The sequence below is a fragment of the Streptomyces sp. ACA25 genome, assembly GCF_028200735.1.
Classification (GTDB): domain Bacteria; phylum Actinomycetota; class Actinomycetes; order Streptomycetales; family Streptomycetaceae; genus Streptomyces.
In genome coordinates this window covers 84,427-103,122 of record NZ_JAQKPV010000005.1, presented here as the reverse complement: position 1 = coordinate 103,122, position 18,696 = coordinate 84,427, and the positions used below count along the sequence as shown (strand labels likewise).

General features: G+C 72.5%; 23 protein-coding genes. 16 read left to right on the top strand and 7 right to left on the bottom strand.

All coding sequences use genetic code 11. The features are described 5' to 3' along the window. The first annotated feature begins 50 nt into the window (after positions 1-50). The 3 genes from PJ985_RS10405 to PJ985_RS10395 all read left to right on the top strand — a co-directional run bounded on the left by PJ985_RS10405 (position 51) and on the right by PJ985_RS10395 (position 1,448). The gene (locus PJ985_RS10405) at positions 51-581 is read left to right on the top strand and encodes an ATP-binding protein (RefSeq protein ID WP_271683362.1); all 531 of its coding nucleotides are present in this window, start codon (positions 51-53) and stop codon (positions 579-581) included. Continuing rightward, positions 578-928 (top strand): hypothetical protein, encoded by a 351-nt coding sequence (locus tag PJ985_RS10400; RefSeq protein ID WP_271683361.1) that lies wholly within the window; start codon positions 578-580, stop codon positions 926-928. The genes PJ985_RS10405 and PJ985_RS10400 overlap by 4 nt, the downstream gene beginning before the upstream one ends. A gap of 277 nt (positions 929-1,205) precedes the next feature. After that, positions 1,206-1,448 carry a DUF7848 domain-containing protein gene (locus tag PJ985_RS10395; RefSeq protein WP_271683360.1) on the top strand — a complete coding sequence of 81 codons (243 nt, stop codon included), beginning with the start codon at positions 1,206-1,208 and terminating at the stop codon, positions 1,446-1,448. A gap of 81 nt (positions 1,449-1,529) precedes the next feature. Here PJ985_RS10395 and PJ985_RS10390 read toward each other — a convergent pair whose 3' ends face one another. The 3 genes from PJ985_RS10390 to PJ985_RS10380 all read right to left on the bottom strand — a co-directional run bounded on the left by PJ985_RS10390 (position 1,530) and on the right by PJ985_RS10380 (position 5,171). Further along, positions 1,530-2,159, bottom strand: coding sequence for a maleylpyruvate isomerase N-terminal domain-containing protein (locus PJ985_RS10390; protein ID WP_271683359.1), 630 nt, complete (start codon positions 2,157-2,159; stop codon positions 1,530-1,532). Between the two features lie 177 nt (positions 2,160-2,336). Next, on the bottom strand, positions 2,337-4,448 hold the full coding sequence (locus tag PJ985_RS10385; protein ID WP_271683358.1) for a glycosyltransferase family 4 protein: 2,112 nt from the start codon (positions 4,446-4,448) through the stop codon (positions 2,337-2,339). 132 nt (positions 4,449-4,580) lie between these two features. Next, on the bottom strand, positions 4,581-5,171 hold the full coding sequence (locus tag PJ985_RS10380) for a Uma2 family endonuclease (protein WP_271683357.1): 591 nt from the start codon (positions 5,169-5,171) through the stop codon (positions 4,581-4,583). A 285-nt stretch (positions 5,172-5,456) separates the two neighbouring features. Here PJ985_RS10380 and PJ985_RS10375 point away from each other — a divergent pair, with 285 nt between their 5' ends. Then, on the top strand, positions 5,457-6,068 hold the full coding sequence (locus PJ985_RS10375) for a hypothetical protein (protein WP_271683356.1): 612 nt from the start codon (positions 5,457-5,459) through the stop codon (positions 6,066-6,068). Positions 6,069-6,137: 69 nt separating this feature from the next. Here PJ985_RS10375 and PJ985_RS10370 read toward each other — a convergent pair whose 3' ends face one another. Further along, a complete protein-coding gene (locus PJ985_RS10370; RefSeq protein ID WP_271683355.1) occupies positions 6,138-7,163 on the bottom strand; it encodes a LacI family DNA-binding transcriptional regulator in 1,026 nt (341 codons plus the stop codon). Between the two features lie 9 nt (positions 7,164-7,172). Further along, on the bottom strand, positions 7,173-7,946 hold the full coding sequence (locus PJ985_RS10365) for a winged helix-turn-helix transcriptional regulator (RefSeq protein WP_271683354.1): 774 nt from the start codon (positions 7,944-7,946) through the stop codon (positions 7,173-7,175). Positions 7,947-8,218: 272 nt separating this feature from the next. Between PJ985_RS10365 and PJ985_RS10360 the strand changes: the two genes are divergently transcribed. The 9 genes from PJ985_RS10360 to PJ985_RS10325 all read left to right on the top strand — a co-directional run bounded on the left by PJ985_RS10360 (position 8,219) and on the right by PJ985_RS10325 (position 14,531). Continuing rightward, the gene (locus tag PJ985_RS10360) at positions 8,219-8,479 is read left to right on the top strand and encodes a MoaD/ThiS family protein (RefSeq protein WP_271683353.1); all 261 of its coding nucleotides are present in this window, start codon (positions 8,219-8,221) and stop codon (positions 8,477-8,479) included. Continuing rightward, positions 8,476-9,291, top strand: a complete 816-nt coding sequence (locus PJ985_RS10355) for a hypothetical protein (RefSeq protein WP_271683352.1) — start codon at positions 8,476-8,478, stop codon at positions 9,289-9,291. The genes PJ985_RS10360 and PJ985_RS10355 overlap by 4 nt, the downstream gene beginning before the upstream one ends. Before the next feature lie 129 nt (positions 9,292-9,420). Then, positions 9,421-10,143, top strand: a complete 723-nt coding sequence (locus PJ985_RS10350; RefSeq protein ID WP_271683351.1) for an LmeA family phospholipid-binding protein — start codon at positions 9,421-9,423, stop codon at positions 10,141-10,143. 214 nt (positions 10,144-10,357) lie between these two features. Continuing rightward, a complete protein-coding gene (locus tag PJ985_RS23325) occupies positions 10,358-10,459 on the top strand; it encodes an Ms5788A family Cys-rich leader peptide (protein ID WP_333909842.1) in 102 nt (33 codons plus the stop codon). 139 nt (positions 10,460-10,598) lie between these two features. After that, entirely contained in the window at positions 10,599-11,438 is an 840-nt protein-coding gene (locus PJ985_RS10345) for a sulfurtransferase (protein WP_271683350.1), read from the top strand. Between the two features lie 45 nt (positions 11,439-11,483). Continuing rightward, complete coding sequence (locus PJ985_RS10340; protein ID WP_271683349.1) at positions 11,484-11,771, top strand: DUF1416 domain-containing protein; 288 nt, start codon at positions 11,484-11,486, stop codon at positions 11,769-11,771. Positions 11,772-11,995: 224 nt separating this feature from the next. Continuing rightward, a complete protein-coding gene (locus PJ985_RS10335) occupies positions 11,996-12,814 on the top strand; it encodes a hypothetical protein (RefSeq protein ID WP_271683348.1) in 819 nt (272 codons plus the stop codon). Then, the gene (locus tag PJ985_RS10330) at positions 12,811-13,602 is read left to right on the top strand and encodes a hypothetical protein (protein ID WP_271683347.1); all 792 of its coding nucleotides are present in this window, start codon (positions 12,811-12,813) and stop codon (positions 13,600-13,602) included. The genes PJ985_RS10335 and PJ985_RS10330 overlap by 4 nt, the downstream gene beginning before the upstream one ends. A 209-nt stretch (positions 13,603-13,811) precedes the next feature. Beyond that, on the top strand, positions 13,812-14,531 hold the full coding sequence (locus PJ985_RS10325) for a hypothetical protein (RefSeq protein ID WP_271683346.1): 720 nt from the start codon (positions 13,812-13,814) through the stop codon (positions 14,529-14,531). Between the two features lie 14 nt (positions 14,532-14,545). Here PJ985_RS10325 and PJ985_RS23445 read toward each other — a convergent pair whose 3' ends face one another. Then, entirely contained in the window at positions 14,546-14,629 is an 84-nt protein-coding gene (locus tag PJ985_RS23445) for an Sjogren's syndrome/scleroderma autoantigen 1 family protein (protein WP_443033464.1), read from the bottom strand. A 335-nt stretch (positions 14,630-14,964) separates the two neighbouring features. Here PJ985_RS23445 and PJ985_RS10320 point away from each other — a divergent pair, with 335 nt between their 5' ends. Beyond that, entirely contained in the window at positions 14,965-15,525 is a 561-nt protein-coding gene (locus PJ985_RS10320) for an FABP family protein (protein ID WP_271683345.1), read from the top strand. Between the two features lie 105 nt (positions 15,526-15,630). Here the strand turns inward: PJ985_RS10320 and PJ985_RS10315 are convergent, their stop codons facing one another. Next, positions 15,631-16,383 carry an SDR family oxidoreductase gene (locus tag PJ985_RS10315; RefSeq protein WP_271683344.1) on the bottom strand — a complete coding sequence of 251 codons (753 nt, stop codon included), beginning with the start codon at positions 16,381-16,383 and terminating at the stop codon, positions 15,631-15,633. A 437-nt stretch (positions 16,384-16,820) separates the two neighbouring features. Between PJ985_RS10315 and PJ985_RS10310 the strand changes: the two genes are divergently transcribed. Together PJ985_RS10310 and PJ985_RS10305 are read left to right on the top strand one after the other, a co-directional pair. Next, complete coding sequence (locus PJ985_RS10310) at positions 16,821-17,918, top strand: FecCD family ABC transporter permease (protein ID WP_443033463.1); 1,098 nt, start codon at positions 16,821-16,823, stop codon at positions 17,916-17,918. Continuing rightward, entirely contained in the window at positions 17,918-18,688 is a 771-nt protein-coding gene (locus PJ985_RS10305; protein WP_271683343.1) for an ABC transporter ATP-binding protein, read from the top strand. Before PJ985_RS10310 ends, PJ985_RS10305 begins: the two co-directional genes overlap by 1 nt. Positions 18,689-18,696 lie beyond the last annotated feature (8 nt).

Sequence of the window (18,696 nt, the reverse complement as noted above, 5' to 3'; positions counted from 1 at the left end):
TCTGCGCTGCTCGAACGGGGGTGGCGCCTCATTCTTCGCTGGAGGTTGTCATGGCGTTCACTGCACCGGTCACCGAGCACGGAGAGACTTCGTGGGCCATAGTCGCTCAGGCGCGGGACATCGCGAGGTGGCGCCGGGTGGTCGGGGCGACCGTGCGGGCGTGGGGCGGAGATCCGGCGGCGGTGGAGGTGGCACGGCTGGGCGTCTCCGAGTTGCTGTCGAACGTCTGCAAGCACGTACCGGACCGGCGGTGTCTGCTGAAAGTGCGGCAGGACGGACAGGGCGTCCTGGTCGAGGTGTACGACGGGTCCCCGCAGGTACCGGCAGTGCTAGTGCCGGGCGGTGACGCGGAGGAAGGGCGAGGGCTGTGGCTGCTGCGCGAGATGACGGGCGCCATGGGCTACACCCTCGTGCCCGGGGGCAAAGGGGTGTGGTTCACCGTCCCCTTCACCACCGGTGCTGACGCAGGTGGTGAAGCCGACCCCAGTGCCGAGGCCGGTGCTGACGCCAGGGCCGGCGCCGCTGCCGAAGCCGACCCAAGCACCGGTGCCGGTACCGACGTCGCGCGGGAGGGCCGGTGAACAGCCCGCCCGCCGCGTACCGGGTCGAGGCCGTCGCCTACTGCGGGACCCCCGAGCCGTGCATGTTCCACCTGGGCGACCGCTTCTCCACCGAGGCCGGGGAGGCGCGGCAGTGGGCGGGGGAACGTGCCACGCAGATCGCGGCCAGCCTCGGTCCCGAGGACCCGGGGACCGCCGCCCGGTTCCTGGCCTGGGCCCACGACGTGGCCACCGCCCGTACCCACCACCTGCTGCTGGCCGGCCAAGCGGTCATCTACAGCTGCGCCGGGGACGACTGCCTCTGGGAGCTCTCCCTGCGTCCCCTCCCCCAGTACCCCACGCCGCTCCAGGAACCGGGCCAGGCGTGAGCCGACGAGCCCCCTCCGCATCAGCGGGCGCATTTCCACGTCGAGACGGGCCCGGAGGACGTGGAAATGCGCCCCGACGGGACGGGACCCCCTCAGCCGGGAGACCGCCCCCGGCACCCGGTCACCGTCGCCGGGTCCCGTCGCCCCTCCCCCACCGGTGTTCCCGCACCGCTTCCGCCCCGGCCCCGGTCACCGTCGCCCGGTCCCGTCGCTCTTCCCCCGCCGGTGCTTCCCACGCAGCATCTGCCGGTACCCCCGCACCGAAAGACAGGCCGTCATGCTCCGCCGCCCCCGAACCACGTTGCGCACCCTGCGCTGGGTCAGCGAACCCGACACCGCGCCCGATGCCGCCCCTGCCACCTACCGGCTGTCCTGTGACGTGTGCGGCGCGAAGTCCCACACCAGCGTCGAGTTCGGCACCATCCAGGACTGGCAGCTCCAGCACGCCGCCCGCCACGTCCACCCCCATACGTACACCCAGACCACCACCCGCCCCTGGCGCGTCCACCCGGCAGCCTGAGCGGTGAACCGGCCCCCTGGGGCTGTGCGGGCAGCACTTCCGGAAAGGTGTGAGCAGCAGGGGAGCGACCGGGACGTACGTCTAAAAGGCGGAGACGCTTCCTGGCGCCCGCTCCGCTCGGCTGAGCGTACGGATAACGGCCGTCGGGCCGTGCCGTCGCACCGCGAGCCGTGCGAGCAGGCCGATGACCTCCTCGGAATGCGCGGGTGGCAGATCGGGGGTGGGGGCACCGACGCTCACCGCCAGATCATCACTGTGCACCACTACTTCGACCAGCCGGGTCAGAAGATAGTCGTCAAGGGTCAGGCTCCACATACCGGGCAGGTCGACGACCCGGTCCTTCGGCTCTGCGGGGAGCACCTCGCTCAGTCGCCGGACGGCGGCTGCGACGCGTTCGGCGAGGGCTTCGGGTCCGTCTGCCGCTGCCTCCTCGCCCCTGCTGCGGATGGCCGCATGCTGATCGCTCTGCGGGTCGGCATCAACCCAGTCGTCGCCCGTGTAGTGCTCAAGGAGGGGGACGGGGCGGGCCCCGGCGGACGGCTGCGCAAGCACCGGCTCCACCAGCACAATGTTGCGCGCGAGGTGACCGCAGAGACCGCCGACGTGATACCCGGGGAGGACGCTCGGCTCGTCCCAAGCAGCCGCCACGGAGGGCGACCCGATGATGTCGGCAGCGGCGGCGGCCCATTGCAGATACGCCTCTCGAACCATGCGCCGGAGTCTAGGTCGAGCCGGACCGACGTGGTTGCCGCACCTGCGCCGGGCTCGACGACCGCCCGGCCGTGGCAGTGCGCCTTTCCACGTCGAAAGGGCCCGCAATGACGTGGAAAGGCGCCACACGCGGCCCGCCGCCGCACCGCCCCGCGCCACCCACCGCCCGCACCCAGGTCAGGAAGGGCGGACCTCGGTGGCGGTGACGGTCAGGTCGTGGCGGGCGGTGAAGTGCGGCCGGACCCGGACCGGGGCCGCCCCCTCGCGGTCCATGGTGACGGCGGGGAAGCGGTCGGTGCGTCTGCGGTCGGGCCAGTCGCCGGCGATCCGGCCGATGGGCACCGTCGCGCGGCCGGTCTCCGCACGCAGCCGCAGCTCCCAGCTGTCGTCCTCCCCGGCGAGCCGGGCCGTCAGCGCGGCGTACGGCAGGGTGACCTCCACCCGCCCATCGCCCAGCGGACGCAGCGGCAGGCCGATGTCCCCGCCGGTGCGTGACCGGGCGAGCGCGGCGACCGGTTCGCCCGTGGCGCCGTACAGGGCGGCGGTGACGGTGACGGTCCGCTCGCCGGTCACCACCTGCTCGGCCTCCGCGTGCGCGGGGCGCAGCCAGGTGCGCAGGGCCAGCCCGCCCTCCTCGGTGCGGTAGGGGATCCGGGTGGCGACACCGTGCTCGTCCACGGCCGGGGGCAGGGTCATCAGCGCCGCGGAGTCGACGAGTTGCACCTGGAGCCGGGGGTCCTGCGCCAGGCCGCCGTCGGTCCCGCGGCTTTCCAGGGCGAAGTCCCAGCGTCCTTCCGGGAGCACCCGCCCGGTACGCGGAACGGTGACCCGGACCCACGGGTCGGCGCCGCCCGCTCCCGGGTCCGGCGGAGGGGCGGGGACCGGGAGCCGGAAGCTCCCGTCCTCCGCGGCCCGGCGCCGCCGGCCGACCAGCTCCAGCTCGCCGGGCGGCAGGCTCGCTGCGGCCAGCTCGACGGTCAGCGAACCGTCGGGGGTGACCACCGCGCGGGCCGGGACGGACGGCCGGTCGTCGGTACGGTCCATCGGCTGTCGCCGCAGCAGCCCTTCGAGCCGGGGGCCGGTGTGGAAGGCGGGCGCGGGGGTGAGCCCGGGCCAGGGCCGGCGTCCTTGCGGGGCGCGCGCTTCGGCCAGCTCCGCCAGCAGCCCTGTCCAGCGCCCGGCGATGCGGGCGGGGTCGTAGTCCGCGCCACGGCTCAGCCCTTCGGCGCCGAGCCGCTGCCGCTGCTCCGGGTCGTCGATGAGCCGGAGCAGCGCGTCCGCGAACGCGTCACTCCCGCCCTCCAGCGGGACCAGCACCCCGTTGCGGCCGTGGGAGATGATCTCGCCCGGGCCGTACGGGCAGTCGGTGGATACCACCGGCACGCCGCAGCGCATCGCCTCGACGAGGGTCATCCCGAACGACTCCCCGTCGGAGGCGACCGCCGCGATCGCCCCCTTTGCCCACTCCGTCTCGATCGGGGAGACGGCGCCCATGAGCCGGACCCGGTCGTAGAGGCCGAGCCGCTCGATCTGCCGCCGGTACCGTTTCTCGTGCCGGCCCCGGCCGTAGATGCGCAGCTGCCAGTCGGGGCGTTCGGCGGCGACCTTGGCGAAGGCCTCGATGAGCCGGTCGTACCGTTTGATCGGGATGAAGCGGCCTGCGGCCACGACCGTCTTTGAGTCTCCGGTGGAGGGGCGGGCGGACGGGGCGGGCACGGCGTTGGGGATGCTCAGCACCCGGGTGGTGGGGCGCTCCGGCAGCGCCGCCCGCCACTGCTCCGCGTCGGCCTCGCTGACCGTGACGTACGCGTCCAGGTGCTGCACGGCGGCCAGGCACTCCTCGCGCAGCTCGGGGTTGTGCGAGTCGAGGGTGCGGTGCTCCTGCCCGATGCGCAGGTAACGGTCCGAGCCGTGCCGGGCCAGGTGCCCGACGAGGAAGGGCCGGGTGGCGATGACGACGTCGGCGTCGGTGCGGCGCAGGTACCGCTTGATGCGCTGATCCGCGAGCCGGGTGGGCGGCAGCGGGCTGTTGGCCGGGCCGGGGTCGTGGAACATCCGGCTGGGCTTCCTGGCCGACGGCCGCAGGTGCTTCCACAGCCCGCCGCGCGCGTCGATGAGCGGCACCACGCGCACCCGGGGGTCCAGCGCGATCCCAGGGGTGTCGGCCCGGCGGTAGACGCTGGCGATCTCCACCTCGTGGTGCTCGCTGAGCCCGGCGGCGAGATGGGCGACCGCCACGACCGTGCCGCCGATCCCGTACATGTTGTGGACGAGGAAGCTAATCTTCACCGCTGCCCGGTACCCGGACGGCCAAGCCGTATGCAAGGGAGTGCCGGGGAACACCCGGACGCATTGTCCCGCGAACGGGAAGGTACGGGGCCGGTTCCGTGACGGCGCTACCGGTCCCCGGGATCCGGCCGTTCAGGCGGCGGGAAACCCGCTGGTGTCGAGGCTGATACCGAAAGGCTCCGGCAGCGGCACGTCCTCTCCGAACGTGACCGCCCGGAGCGTCCGGTAGACGTCACCGTTCGGCTGACCGTAGAGCGTGACCGTCGGCCCGCCGGGAGCCCAGCCGTCCACCAGCAGGTACAGCGGCACTCCAGCCGCGGCATACCCGGCGGGCTTGCTGACGCGGTCCTGGCCTCCGTTCCCGGGAGAGGTGATCTCCACGACCAATTCCGCCTCGTCAGCGGGGACTTGGTATCCCGGCCCGGAAAGGGCGGCCTCGGGCAGAACGACCAGGTCCGGGATGTAGAGGCCGTTACGGGAGGGGACCGTCAGCCCTAGGGTCTGGTAAATCCCCCAGCCGTCCGGAATCGCCGGGTACAGCTGCTTCTGCAGCTTGTGGGCCATGAGGTTGTGCTCTTTGGACGGCGGCGGTGCCACGGTGACGATCCCCTCAATGATCTCCACCCGGCAACCCTCAGGCGCGTCTGTCGCCTCCCAGATCCGGAGGAGATCCTGCCAGCCGTAGCCGTTGCCCTGCTGGTGTTCGACGGTGAGTGCGCTCATGGCGGTCTCCTCGATCGGTGCGGCACCAAGCCCAGCATGCCGCGCGGGGACGGGGAAGGTCCACCGGACCGGTTCACCCGAACGAGGCTGTCCGTCACGCAGAGCTGCCCGCCCTCGCACGGCGGGTGGTGCGCGACGGTCAGGCGAGGCGGGCGACCGCCACGACCGAACGGGAAGGTGCGGGGCCGGTTCCACGACGGCGGAAATCTGCAGGAAGCGGACCGGGGCAACCGGTCCGGGACCGGGAACGTGCCACTCCGCAGACCGATGGGCTATAAGAAGACCATGCGACTCACCCGAATGCCCCGCACTGCCGCCGTGACGGCCGCACTGGCCCTGGGCTTCGGCCTGGCCGCATGCTCCAACGACAGCGACCAGGCCGTCGCGCCCCCGGAGGTCCCGGAGTCCGTCGAGACCGGCCTGGACGATCTGGACCTCGACGACCTCGGCCTGGACGATCTGGACCTGGACCTCGACGACCTGGACCTCGGCGACCTCGAGGACTTCGAGGACTTCGACCTGGGCGACTACGACTTCGAATTCGGCGACACGAGCACCGATCTGACGGTCGGTGACTGCTGGGGACGCGCCGGCAAGGTGGACCACGACCCGCGCCATTGCAGCGAACCGCACGTCTTCGAGGTCGTCGGGATCGACGAGGAGTTCGACCTCGGGGGCGCCGACGACCTCAGGGCGGTCGCGGAAGCCCGGCAGGAACGCTGTGAGGCCCACTTCGCGGAGTACTTCGGGGTCGGCTACAACGAGCAGGGCAACCCGCGGTACGACGTCACCGACGAGCCGGCCATCATGAACCCGGGCTCCGAGACGATGCTCCTCGTGTGCAGCGCCTACACGACCCGCACCGAGGAGCACACCGGCTCGTTCCGCAACGGCTGACCTCTCCGCCCGGCCGAGCTGCTCGCTCCGCCCGGCCGCGCGGAGCGAGCGGCGGTCAAGGGGCGGTGGTCAGGAAGCGGTGGGGCAGCCGCAGGAGCGGCGGATCCGCAGGGTGACCGGGAACTGCTGCACGCGGTCGCCGTTGCCGTCCTCGGCCGGCTCGCCCACCGCGAGGCGCACCGCCTCGCGGGCCATCGCCACCCGGTCCGAGGCCACGGTCGTCAGCGGCGGGTCGGTGAGCGCCGCTTCCTTCACGTCGTCGAAACCGGCGACCGCGAGCTCGCCGGGAACGTCGATCCGGAGCTCCCGGGCCGCCCGCAGCACGCCGATGGCCTGGTCGTCGGTGGCGCAGACCAGAGCCGGCGGGCGGTCGGGCCCGGCCAGCAGGTCGAGCGCCACCCGGTACGCGTCGTAGCGGTTGTAGGGGGCCTGGAACAGCCGGCCCACGGTGCTGATCCCCGCCTCGGCCATCGCCCGCCGCCACCCGGTGACGTGGTCGGTGACCGGGTCACCGGACTCCGGGGTGGTCTCCACGCCGCCGAGGCAGGCGACATACGCGGGGCCGTGCTCCAGCAGGTGCCGGGTGGCGAGCTGCGCGCCGCCCACATCGTCCAGGACCACCGCGACGTCGTCGATGGCGTCCGGCCGCCGGTGCAGCAGCACCACCCGGGCGTCCCATGCCTCGATCTCGGACGCGGCGTGCTCGCTGGGGCCCTGGCTGACCAGGATGAGCCCGGAGACCCGCATGCCGAGAAAGGCCCGCAGGTAGTGCACCTCGCGCTCGTCGAGGTAGTCGGAGTTGCCGACGAGCACCATCTTCCCGCGCTCGGCGGCGGCCTGCTCCACGGCGTGCGCCATTTCGGCGAAGAAGGGCTGCCGGGCGTCGGGCAGGATCAGGCCTATCAGGTCGGTGCGCTGGGAGGCCATCGCCTGCGCGACCCGGTCGGGGCGGTATCCCAGCTCCTTGATCGCGGCGAGCACCCGTTCCCGGGTGGCAGCCGCCACCGGGCGGGGGCCGTTGTTGACGACATAGCTGACCACCGCGGTGGACGTACCCGCCAGTCGCGCCACGTCGTCCCGCGTCACCTTGGCCACGCGCGCAGTCTACGCGCGAGGATTGCGGTTCTGCCGCGCGGCCTGCTGCACCAGCTGCTCCGCCTCCCGGGTGACGGCGCGGGCGTGGGCCTGCTCCGGGGACTTGTCACCCTTCTCCGGCGTGACGAAGCGGTAGCCGACATTGCGCACGGTGCCGATCAGCGCCTCGTGCTCGGGCCCCAGCTTGGCCCGCAGCCGCCGGACATGGACGTCCACGGTGCGCGTGCCGCCGAAGTAGTCGTAGCCCCAGACCTCCTGGAGCAGCTGCGCGCGGGTGAAAACCCGCCCGGGGTGCTGGGCCAGGTACTTGAGGAGTTCGAACTCCTTGAAGGTCAGGTCGAGGACCCGGCCCTTGACCCGGGCGCTGTAGGTCGCCTCGTCGACGGAGAGGTCGCCGTTGCGGATCTCCATGGGGCTGTCGTCCGAGCTGAGCTGGTGGCGGCCGCCGGCCAGCCGCAGCCGGGCCTCGACCTCGGCCGGCCCCGCCGTGTCGAGCACGACGTCGTCCACGCCCCAGTCGGCGGTGACGGCGGCCAGTCCCCCCTCGGTGACGATCAGCATGAGCGGGCAGCCGGGCCCGGTGGAACGCAGCAGCTGACAGAGCGAACGGATCTGCGGCAGGTCCTTGCGGCCGTCGATGAGGATGACGTCGGCGCTCGGGGCGTCCACCAGGGCGGGGCCCTCGGCAGGCACCACCCGCACGTTGTGCAGGAGGAGCTCGAGAGCGGGGAGGACCTGAGAGGAGGGTTGGAGTGCGTTGGTCAACAGAAGCAGCGAACTCATCAGGGGCGTTCCTTCCACAGTCCTGGCCGGGGGACGGTTCGAGCGGCTCTGCCCAGAAAGCACAAAAGGACCCGGGTATGGCGTCATCGCCCGGATCCTTACGTCGAGAAAGCATAGCGGAGTGCACGCCCGGCGCGCAGGGCGTAGGTCACACTCCCGTCATTCTGCTGTCATGCGGCCGATGGATGGGGGCCTTTCTCCCTCCCGCGCGCAGGGGAGGTCCCCGGAGGCGCCATCATGGGTGCACAGGGCTGTCACAGCAGGAGGAACCGATGGCGAGCGGCACGATCCGATACTGGGCGGCGGCCAAAGCCGCCGCCGGGACGGCTGAGGAGACCTACGAGGCCGGAACGCTCGCCGAAGCGCTGGCCACCGCCCGCACACGGCACACCGGCGAGTTCGGCCGGGTGCTGGAGCGCTGCTCCTTCCTGGTGGACGAGCGACAGGTCGGCTCCCGCAGTCATGACACGGTCGCGCTCCCCGAGGGCGGCACCGTCGATGTCCTTCCGCCGTTTGCCGGAGGCGCACGATGAGCGACCCCACCACTCCGCAGCACGCCGGAGCGTCCCCCGCGCCCCCGGCCGCCTCCGGCGTTCCCCGGCACCGGGCCGCGTCCCCGGTTGTTCCTCCGGGGATGCAGCCCGGGGCGCTGACGGCCGCGCTGGCCGTGCTGATCGCCGGTGCCGCGGTACTGGGCCAGTGGGCTCTGCTGCCGGCCGTGATCGTGCTCCAGGCGGTGACCGCGGCCGGCTGGTTCCGGCTGAACGGCATGTGGCCGGCCCGGCAGGGGATCGCGGCGGCGTTCGCCGCCGGGCTGACGGCGGACATCGCGCTGCTCGCCGCTCCTGCGGACCGGGCGATGAGTGCTCTGATCGGCACCCTCGCGGTCTGGTTCCTGGTGATCGTGCTGCTCCAGCTGCGGCACCACGGCTCGGCCGACGAGCGGCTGGACTCGCTGACCGCGACGGCCGCCGCCACCGTGTTGACCGTGCTGGCCGCGGGTTTCCTGGCCGCGGGTGCGCAGTCGGTGGCGGCCGTGGTGGTGACGGCGGCCGCGGTGGCTGCCGCGACGCTGGTCCGTGCCGTGCTGCGGCAGCCCTACCTGTCCCCCGTGGTCGCCTGGGCGGTCGCCGCGGCGGTCGGGGCAGCCGCAGGGGTCCTGAGGGAGGAGCTCTCCCTCCCGGCCGGGGTGCTGCTGGGGCTGGCGGGCGGCGTCTGCGCCCTGATCGGGCTGCGGGTCGCCTCCTACGACTTCCCTTCCCGTTTCGTGCACTTCACCGCGGGCGTCGCGCTGCCGCTGACGGCCGCCGCGCCCGCCGCCCACCTGCTGGCCTGGCTGCTGTGACCGGGGCCGTGGCGGTGACCGGGGCCGTGTAACGGCACTGCTGCAAGCACCGGGCCGGACGGCCCGGGCGGCTCAGGCCGCGTTACGCTCGCGGCACGCCGCCGATCACCCTGGGGGGAAACGGACCACATGCGTGCCCTGCGAATAGGCCTGATCCTGCTTGTCATCCTCGGAGGGCTGGCGGTGGCCGCCGACCGGCTGGCCGTGCGCTTCGCCGAGGGCGAGGTCGCGTCGAAGGCCCACAGCGGTCTCGACCTCCATGCGGAGCCGGGGGTGTCCATCAAGGGATTCCCCTTCCTGACCCAGGTGGTGGGCAAGGAGCTTGAACGCGTCGATCTCGACCTGAACGGTTTCGAGGTCGAGATCGACGGTGAGCAGGCCACGTTGGACGGCCTGGACGTCGAGCTGTACGACGTGCGGCTGGAGAACAACTACTCCGACGCCGTGGCCACCCGCGCCACCGGCAGCGGCCTGATGAGCTACGCGGAGCTGTCGGCCCTGGCGGGGACCGAAGGCGGTTTCGGCCTCCAGTTCGGCCCCGGGGAGGGCAACCAGGTGGAGATCCGGATCACCGTGCTGGACCGGGCCGTCGGCCCCGCTCTGACCAGCGACATCGCGGTGGACGGCAACATCGTGCAGATGCAGGTCGGCGACATCCCCTCGCTGGAGGAGCTGCCCGTGCTGGGGAGCATCCCCGGGATCGAGAGCACCCTGCGGGAGCGCATCGACCGGGAGCGGGAGCTCGCCGGCCTGCCGAGCGGCCTGGCCCTGTCCGAGGCCCGGGCCACCGACGACGGCCTGGAGCTGACCGTGGAGGGCACCGACGTGCGCCTGACCGGGAACCTCGGCTGACGCCACCGCGGCCGGCCCGGAGCGGCCCCGGGCCCCGCTCCCTGTCCGGCTGCTGAGACAGCTGCACCGGACCGGGCAGATTCCTGGAGCGGAACGGGCTGCGGAGGGGTCGGAGCCACCCGTTCAGCCGAATGATTCCCACATAGTAGTCACCAGCGTCTCACCATCCGGAACGCCGGTGACAGTGCGGCCTGTCGCTCCGTACGATCGCGGCATGATGCGACAGGCTATGGGCGTCCCGACCGGGGGCCTCACGAAGCGACGGGCGGTCGACCTCTGCCGCGTCGCCGCCATGCTCTGTCGCCCCGCCGCCTGACGGCCTTCCCCTCTCTTTTTCGCCTCCGCTCCGGCGCAGCGTTGCGCATCCGCCGCCGTGCCCGGGGCCACCGCACGGGCCGCACTCCGCACTCCCGCACCCACGCACCCTCGCACCCACGCAGTTGAAGGAGAACAGCATGAGCCGCAGCGACGTCCTGGTGGACGCAGACTGGGTCCAGGACCACCTCGACGACCCCAAGGTCGTCATCGTGGAGGTCGACGAGGACACCTCGGCCTACGAGAAGAACCACATCCGCAACGCGGTCCGGATCGACTGGAAGAAGGACCTCCAGGACCCGGTCCGCCGCGACTTCATCGACCAGGCGGGCTTCGAGAAGCTGCTCTCCGCCAAGGGCATCGGCAACGACGACACCGTTGTGCTGTACGGCGGCAACAACAACTGGTTCGCGGCCTACGCCTACTGGTACTTCAAGCTCTACGGCCACGGCGATGTCCGGCTGCTGGACGGCGGCCGGAAGAAGTGGGAGCTCGACTCCCGCGACCTGGTCGCCGAGGTCCCCAGCCGGCCGGCCACCGAGTACCGGGCCAAGCCGCAGGACACCTCGATCCGGGCCTTCCGCGACGAGGTCGTGGCGGCGATCGGCGCCAAGAACCTGGTGGACGTCCGCTCCCCCGACGAGTTCTCCGGCAAGCTGCTGGCCCCGGCCCACCTGCCGCAGGAGCAGTCCCAGGTCGCCGGCCACGTGCCGAGCGCCCGGAACATCCCGTGGTCCAAGTCGGCCAACGACGACGGCACCTTCCGCTCGGACGAGGAGCTGAAGGAGCTGTACGAGGGCGAGGGAGTGGACCTGGCCAAGGACACCATCGCCTACTGCCGTATCGGTGAGCGTTCGGCCCACTCCTGGTTCGTGCTGCACGAGCTGCTCGGCCAGGAGAACGTCAAGAACTACGACGGCTCGTGGACCGAGTACGGCTCGCTCATCGGCGTTCCCGTCGAGACCGGCCCGGCGAAGTAACTCCGCCCCACACCCCTCCCCTCCTTCAGCCCTTAAGGACACTCCATGTGCGGAGCACAGGCAGGCGGCCCGGACGCCTCCACCATCAAGGCCGGCGAGACGACCATCCAGGGATCCGTCACCCGCGACGGCGAGCCGGTGACCGGCTACGTACGGCTGCTGGACAGCACCGGCGAGTTCACCGCGGAGGTCCCGACCTCCGCCACCGGCCAGTTCCGCTTCTACGCGGCCGAGGGCACCTGGACCGTCCGGGCGCTGGTGCCCGGCGGCACGGCTGAGCGTCAGGTGGTCGCCCAGCAGGGCGGTCTGGCAGAGGTCTCCATCGCCGTCTGACGGCTGACGGTCCGAAGCCCCCGCGGAGCGGGCCCCAGCGGGCCGGCGGGGAGGGAAGGGCCGCGCAGAACACACGAGGGCCGCGCCCCGGACGAAAGGTCCGGGGCGCGGCCCTCGTCCCGTCCGGGGCTCAGGGCGGTACCCGATCGTGATCCTCCGCGAGGCAACCAACGTCTGCCTTCGGCGGTCTGGCCGGGCACACGGAACCCAAGGAGTGTTCGTTGATGCACCCGGCGCCTCCGCCGCCTCCCCCGCAGCCCTCGGCGGGGGTCTTCGCCGTGCCCCCGCCCCAGGAGGTGGCACCGCCGGGCCGCCCTCCGCGCCGCTGGGGACGCACGACGGCGCTGCTCGCGACCGCCCTGCTCCTCGGCATCACCGGCGGCACCGCCGTGGGATACACGGTCCAGGCCGACCGCGACCCCACCCCTCTCCCCCCGCTGGCCCGGACCGGCCTCGCCGACCCCGGAGAAGCGCTTTCCGGGCAGGCACAGCCGGCTCCGCTGCCCGAGGACGCGGACCGCTGGGCCGGAGCCGACGGTGACCTGCGTGAACTGCTGGTCGGCGCCCCGGAGGGCGCCACGGACTGGGACATCCCGCAGGGTGCCAACGGCTGGATGGACCTCGGTGAGTTCAGCGCGAACTTCGTCGAGCCCGCGGAGGCGTTCTTCTGGAACCTCGAGCGGGAGGTCCGCCGGGTGGCGGTCGTCAGCTGGAACGACCAGGACGGCCGGTCCGTCCTCGTGAAACTCATCCAGTTCCGCGAGGAGGCCAACGTCGTGGCCCCCCAGTACCTGGGAAACGGGCGGGACAGCATGCACGGGGAAGGGCGCCGGGGCACAGCGCTGCCGGGCGAAGTGAACGCCTGGACCTACCGGTGGCACGAGACCTTCGAGGAACCGGGTTACCTCCCCTACACGGAGTACCACGGCCGGGCCCTCGCCCAGCGTGGTGACGTGGTCATGGACATCTGGATGCTGAGTTACGACGAGGATCCCGCCGCCTTCCTCGTGGACCTGGCCGAGCAGCAGCTGGAGCGCCTGTGAAACGGGTGGTCCCGACCGCGCTCGCGGCCCTCCTCGTCCTCGGACTGACCGGCGGGGGAGCCCTGTACACCAAGAACACCGTGGACGGCGCCGACCGCGCCTCCCCCACCGAACTCGGCAGCAGCCTGCTCGCCGAGAAGTACGCCGAGGACGACAGCGCCGGGCTGCTGCGCGGACGCAGCGACAGTGAGCTGAGCAAGCTGCTCCTCCCCGCCGAGCCGCCGTACCGGCTGGGGCCCGACATCGGCCGCTACGGCAGGGACGGGGAGATCTCCGGCGAGGAGGCCGGCGAGCAGCTCAAGGACAGCGTCGCCCAGTGGCCGCGGCGCCTGCGCGTCGAGATTCTCGACACCATCGACAAGCTGCGGCCGGAAGGGCGGGCGTTCCGCTCCTACGAGCATCGGAGCAGTGAGTTCGTCGTCGACGTGTCCCTCACCCGGTACGGAGCGGACACGGACGCGGAGACCATGCACCGTGGGCTGCGGGACGGTTACGAGACCATGGAGCTGTTCCGGGACGGGCCACGGCTGGACGGACACGACGAGGCACGCTGCTTCTTCCCGCCGCAGGGGGAGGACCTGGTGCGTTTCGTGGGGCGCGACCCCTCCCACTACCCGGACATGGCGGAGCACGGCACCGGGCTGGACCGGATGCTGTGCACCGCGACGCGCGGTGAGCACCACATCGTCGTCGAGGCCTACGGGCTGACGCCGTTCCCGCTGCACGCGGTCACCACCCTCCTCGAGAACCAGCTCGACCACCTCACCTCTCCGGGAATGGCGATATGAGTGAGCCCCTCCGACCCGCGTCCCCGGACCGGCCGTCCGGAGCGCCGGAGCCGGCCATGCCCACGGCGCCACCGGTGCCGGCCCTGCCGCCGGTGCCACCGGTGCCACCGGCATCGCCGTGGCCGGCGCACTGGGGGCCGGCCACGGCCCCTCCTGTGAAACCGGCTTTCCCGCACCGCCGTTGGGTGCGGGCCGCGGCCCGGTGGAGCGTGGCCGCGGTGCTCTTCGCGGGATCCGGTGCGGGCGTCGCCCACGCGCTGACCCAGGCCGAACGCACCAGCCTCCCCGGACTGGCCACCGAGCACGACGGCCGCTGGGACTACCCCGAATTCGGGCTGCCCGCACTGCCCGAGGGAGCGCCCCGGGCCTTCGCCCAGGGCAACCCGGGTCAGGTGCATCACGCGGATCTGCGGGAGTTGCTCCTGCCCGCCCCCGAGGACGCCGAACCGCTCGACGCGCTGCCGGACGGCGCCTGGCTCGAACCGGAGGACTTCGCCGCCCTCTACGCCGAGGAATCCCGCGAAGGGATCGCCGACGCCCTGGTGACGCACCCGCTGCGGCACATCACCGCCCGCGGCTGGACCATGCCGGACCGCACCCGCACCGAGATCTACCTGGTGCGCTTCACCACCGGGGCGGTGACCGACACGTTCTTCCACGAAAGTCTCGGCGGCCACCGGGACCGGATCCGGCTCACGGCCGCACCCGACGGCCGGGTTGACGAGGAGTGGCCCCGGAACGCCCGCAGGATCGGCGGGGTGGAGACCACCGTGCGCGACTCCGCACCGGACCCGGGGAAGGACCACACCCGGTACGCGTACTTCCGGGCCGGAGACACCCTCGGCCTCGTCATCCAGTCGCATCCGGACAACGCGGCCGAGGTGCCGTTCCACCAAACAGTCATGCTGCAAGCCCAGCTACTGGGCTGACGGGCAACCCGGGATCACCGGCTGGCTCCGCAGTTCGGGCAGATCCACTCACCGTTCGGACCTTGCTGCATCGGGCCTCCACAGTTAGGACAAGTCATGATCACACCCTTTCTCCGCAGTTAGACGCGGCAGCCTGCTTCCGCGTTCACTGATACCGGTCACAAAACAGTCACTCATGCTGGATTCAGGGCTGCCCGTGCGGTGTACCCCACACCGCCGCACCGACTCCCGGCGACTAGACTCGGCCCCGGCCCGCAACCCTCTGCTCGCTCAAGGAGCGCCCCCGTGCTTGAGGCATTCTTTATTACCCTGATGGTTCTGGTCGGCGTCGGTACCGCGGCATTCACCGGCCTGGTCGTGAAGAAGCTGTACCAGGGCCAGCGCTGACCCCCCACTGTCCCCTCATCTCTACCCCGATTGACGGCTGAGCCTCATGATCGAGATTCCGTCCGACCTGCACCCGGACCTCGTGCCCCTCGTCTTCCTGCTCGGCAACTGGGAAGGCGCCGGAGTCGCGGACCTCCCGGGCGAGGGCCAGTGCAACTTCGGGCAGGAGGTTTCCTTCTCGCACGACGGCCGGGACTTCCTCGAGTACGCCTCGCACACCTGGCGGCTGGACAGCGCGGGCCGGAAGCTCAACCCGCTGGAGTCGGAGCACGGTTACTGGCGGGCCAGAGAACGCAAGATCGAGATCGTGATGACCCGCGACCAGGGCGTCGTCGAAATCTGGTACGGCGAACTCGCCGACGGCAAGCCGCAGATCGACCTCGTCACCGACGCTGTCGCCCGCACCGCGGCCGCCCCCCCGTACTCCGGCGGCAAGCGGCTCTACGGCTACGTCAACAGCGACCTGATGTGGGTGGGCGAGAAGTCCACCCCCGAGGCTCCGCTCCGGCCGTACATGTCGGCCCAGCTCAAGCGCGTCGTCGACCCCCGCGAGTGGGCCAAGGACGTGAAGGACCTGCCGGACGACGGCATCGCCTTCTTCCGCTGAGCCCCCCGGCCCCCGCCCGGGCCCGCTCCGGGACGGCGCTCCCGGCCCGCCTCCCGCCCGGGCGCCCTCCCCCGCGCCGCCCGTCCCGGGCGGGCCGGCGCACCCTCACAGGGCCCGGAGCGCACCGCCGTCCACCGCGACCACCGAGCCGGTGACGTACCCGGCGGCCGGTGACAGCAGAAAGGCCGCCGTACGGCCGAACTCCTCCGGGTCGCCGTACCGGCGGAGCGGGATCGCCTCCACCGCGCGCTCCCGGCCCGACGGGTCCGCCTCGTCGAGCTGCCGCATCCGGCCGGTGGCGATACGGCCCGGAAGCAGACCGAACACCCGGACCCCACGGGGCCCGAACTCGTCCGCCATGTCCTTGGCCACCATCGCCAGGCCGGGCCGCAGACCGTTGGAGATCCCCAGGCCGGTGATCGGTGACCGCACCGAGGAGGACAGCACCATCCCGATCGCGGCGTCCCCGGAGAGCCGGCCGGCCAAGGTCCGGACACCCCGGACCGCGCCCAGGAAGACACTCTCGAAAGCGCTGCGCCACTGCTCGTCGCTGACACTCGCCGCGGTGCCGGGCGGCGGGCCGCCCACCGAGATCAGTGCCCCGTCCAGGCGTCCGAAGTGCTCGTGCGCCGCGTCCGCCAGCCGCTGCGCCGTCTCCGGGGCGGCCAGGTCGGCGGGGACCCCGACCACCCCGGGCGCACCTCCGAGCCGCTCGACCGCCGCCGCCACGTGGTCCGGGTTCCGGGAGGACAGCACCACCCGGGCGCCGTCACCGGCCAGGGCCGCCGCCGTCGCGAACCCCAGCCCCTTGCTGCCCCCGGTCACGACGTAGACCCGACCCGACAGTCCGAGATCCATCCACTGCTCCACTCATCCTCGTGCCCGACCGGCCGCCCCGGCTGCCCCGCGTCTCCGCCGGGCCGCCTGCCGGACGGCCGTGCTGCCACGCCCCAGCATGCGGCACGCGGCCACCGGCGCGCCGCACCTTTGCCGGGCGCCCGGCCGGAGAGCACCGGCGGTGCGGTGTGAATCCGGCCACGAACAAGGGCACCCACCGGCGGCCTGCGTGCCGGGCGGGCTAGGCTGCCGGTGCCTCGCGGGGGAAGTCCGGTCCAATTCCGGCGCTGACCCGCAACGGTGGGCGGAGCCACGGCTCCGCGAGCCCGATTACCCGCGGTGGCGTGTGCTCCTGTACAACTCGCCGTGGACTGCGAGGGGAAGCCGACCGGACGCCAGCCGTCCCGGGCTGCTTTCGCACGGTGTCTCCACGGCCCGACCCGAAGGCGGCCGCGGCCATCGCCACCCCGGTCCGACGCACTGCTCCCCCCGCCGCCTCCGGCGCGCCCGCACCACCCCGGCGGGTGCCGGTGGCGCCCCTGCTCGTCGCCCTCACCGCCGCGCTCCTGCTGTCCCTGCTGTGCGCGGTCGCCGTGGGGGCCGCCGGCGGCCTCACCTGGCAGACCGCGCTCCGGCTGCTCTGGTCGGGGCTGACCGGCGGATCGGTACCGGCCGACCGGGCAGCCGCCTACACCATCGTCTGGGAAATCCGCTTCCCCCGCGCGGTGCTCGCCGCCGTCGTGGGTGCGGGGCTGGCCGCGACCGGGGTGGCGGTGCAGGCGATGGTGCGCAACGCGCTGGCCGACCCCTTCGTGCTCGGCATCTCCTCGGGCGCGGCCGTGGGCGCCAACGCCGTGCTGCTGTTCGGGGCCTTCGCCGGACTCGGCGTGTGGGCGCTGTCCACCGCCGCGTTCTGCTCGGCGATGCTCGCCATGCTGCTGGTGTACGGGGCCGCCCGCACCCCGCAGGGCCTCACCCCGCTGCGGCTGGTGCTGACCGGAACCGCCATGTACTACGGATTCTCCGCCCTCACCACCCTCATGGTGTTCAGCTCCCACCGGGGCGAAGCGGCCCGCTCCGCGATGATGTGGCTGCTCGGCAGCCTCGGGGGCGCGACCTGGGCCTCGGTCCCGATCGCCGCCGGAGCGGTGACCGCCGGCCTGTGCCACCTCCTGCTGTCCGCCCGCCGGCTCAACGCCCTGGCGATGGGTGACGAGACCGCCGCCGCCCTGGGAGTGGACGCCGGCCGGCTCCGCAAGGAGCTCTTCGTCGTCGCGGCGGGCGTCACCGGTGCCGTGGTCGCGGTCAGCGGTGCGATCGGCTTCGTCGGGCTGATGGTGCCGCACGCCGTGCGGATGCTCGTGGGCGCCGACCACCGGCGGGTGCTGGTGGTCGCGCCGCTGGCCGGGGCGGTGCTGATGGTGTGGGTGGACATCGGTTCGCGGATGCTGCTCGCCCCCGCCGAACTGCCGGTCGGCGTGCTGACGGCGGTCATCGGCGTGCCCTGCTTCCTGCTCCTGATGCGGCGCCGCGGTTACTCCTTCGGGGGCGCCTGATGCGCGTCGAGATCGATCACCTCTCGGTCGAGGTGGCCGGCACCCGGCTGGTCCGGGACGTGTCCCTGCACGTCGGCAGCGGACGGCTGGTCGGCCTGGTCGGCCCGAACGGCAGCGGCAAGTCCAGCCTGCTGCGCTGCGTCTACCGGGCCTGCCGTCCCCGGTCCGGGACGGTCCGCCTCGACGGGGACGACCTGTACACGATGAGCCACCGGGAGGGGGCCCGCCGGCTGGCCGCACTGCCGCAGGAGACGCAGGCCGACGTCGGCTTCACCGTCGCCGAGCTGGTCGCCATGGGCCGCATCCCGCATCAGCCGGCCACCGCCCGCGTCGGGGCCGCGGACCGCTCCGCCTGTGCCGCGGCGCTGGAGCGGGTGGGCGCCGCGCACCTCGCAGGACGCAGCTTCGGGTCGCTGTCCGGCGGTGAGAAGCAACGGGTGCTGATCGCCCGCGCCCTCGCCCAGGAACCCCGGGTGCTGGTGCTCGACGAGCCGACGAACCACCTGGACATCGCCCAGCAGCTGGAGGTGCTCGCCCTGGTGCGCGGCAGCGGGCTGACGGTCCTCACCGCGCTGCACGACCTGAACCTCGCCGCGGTGCACTGCGACGAGCTGTACGTGATCGCCGCCGGGCGCATCGTCGCCTCCGGCACCCCGCACGAGGTCCTCACCCCGGAACTGCTGGCCGAGGTCTTCGGCGTCCGGGCCCACCGGGTCCGGCACCCCGAATCCGGGGCCGTGCAACTGCTGTTCGACCGGCTGTCCCCCTGACACCCCTG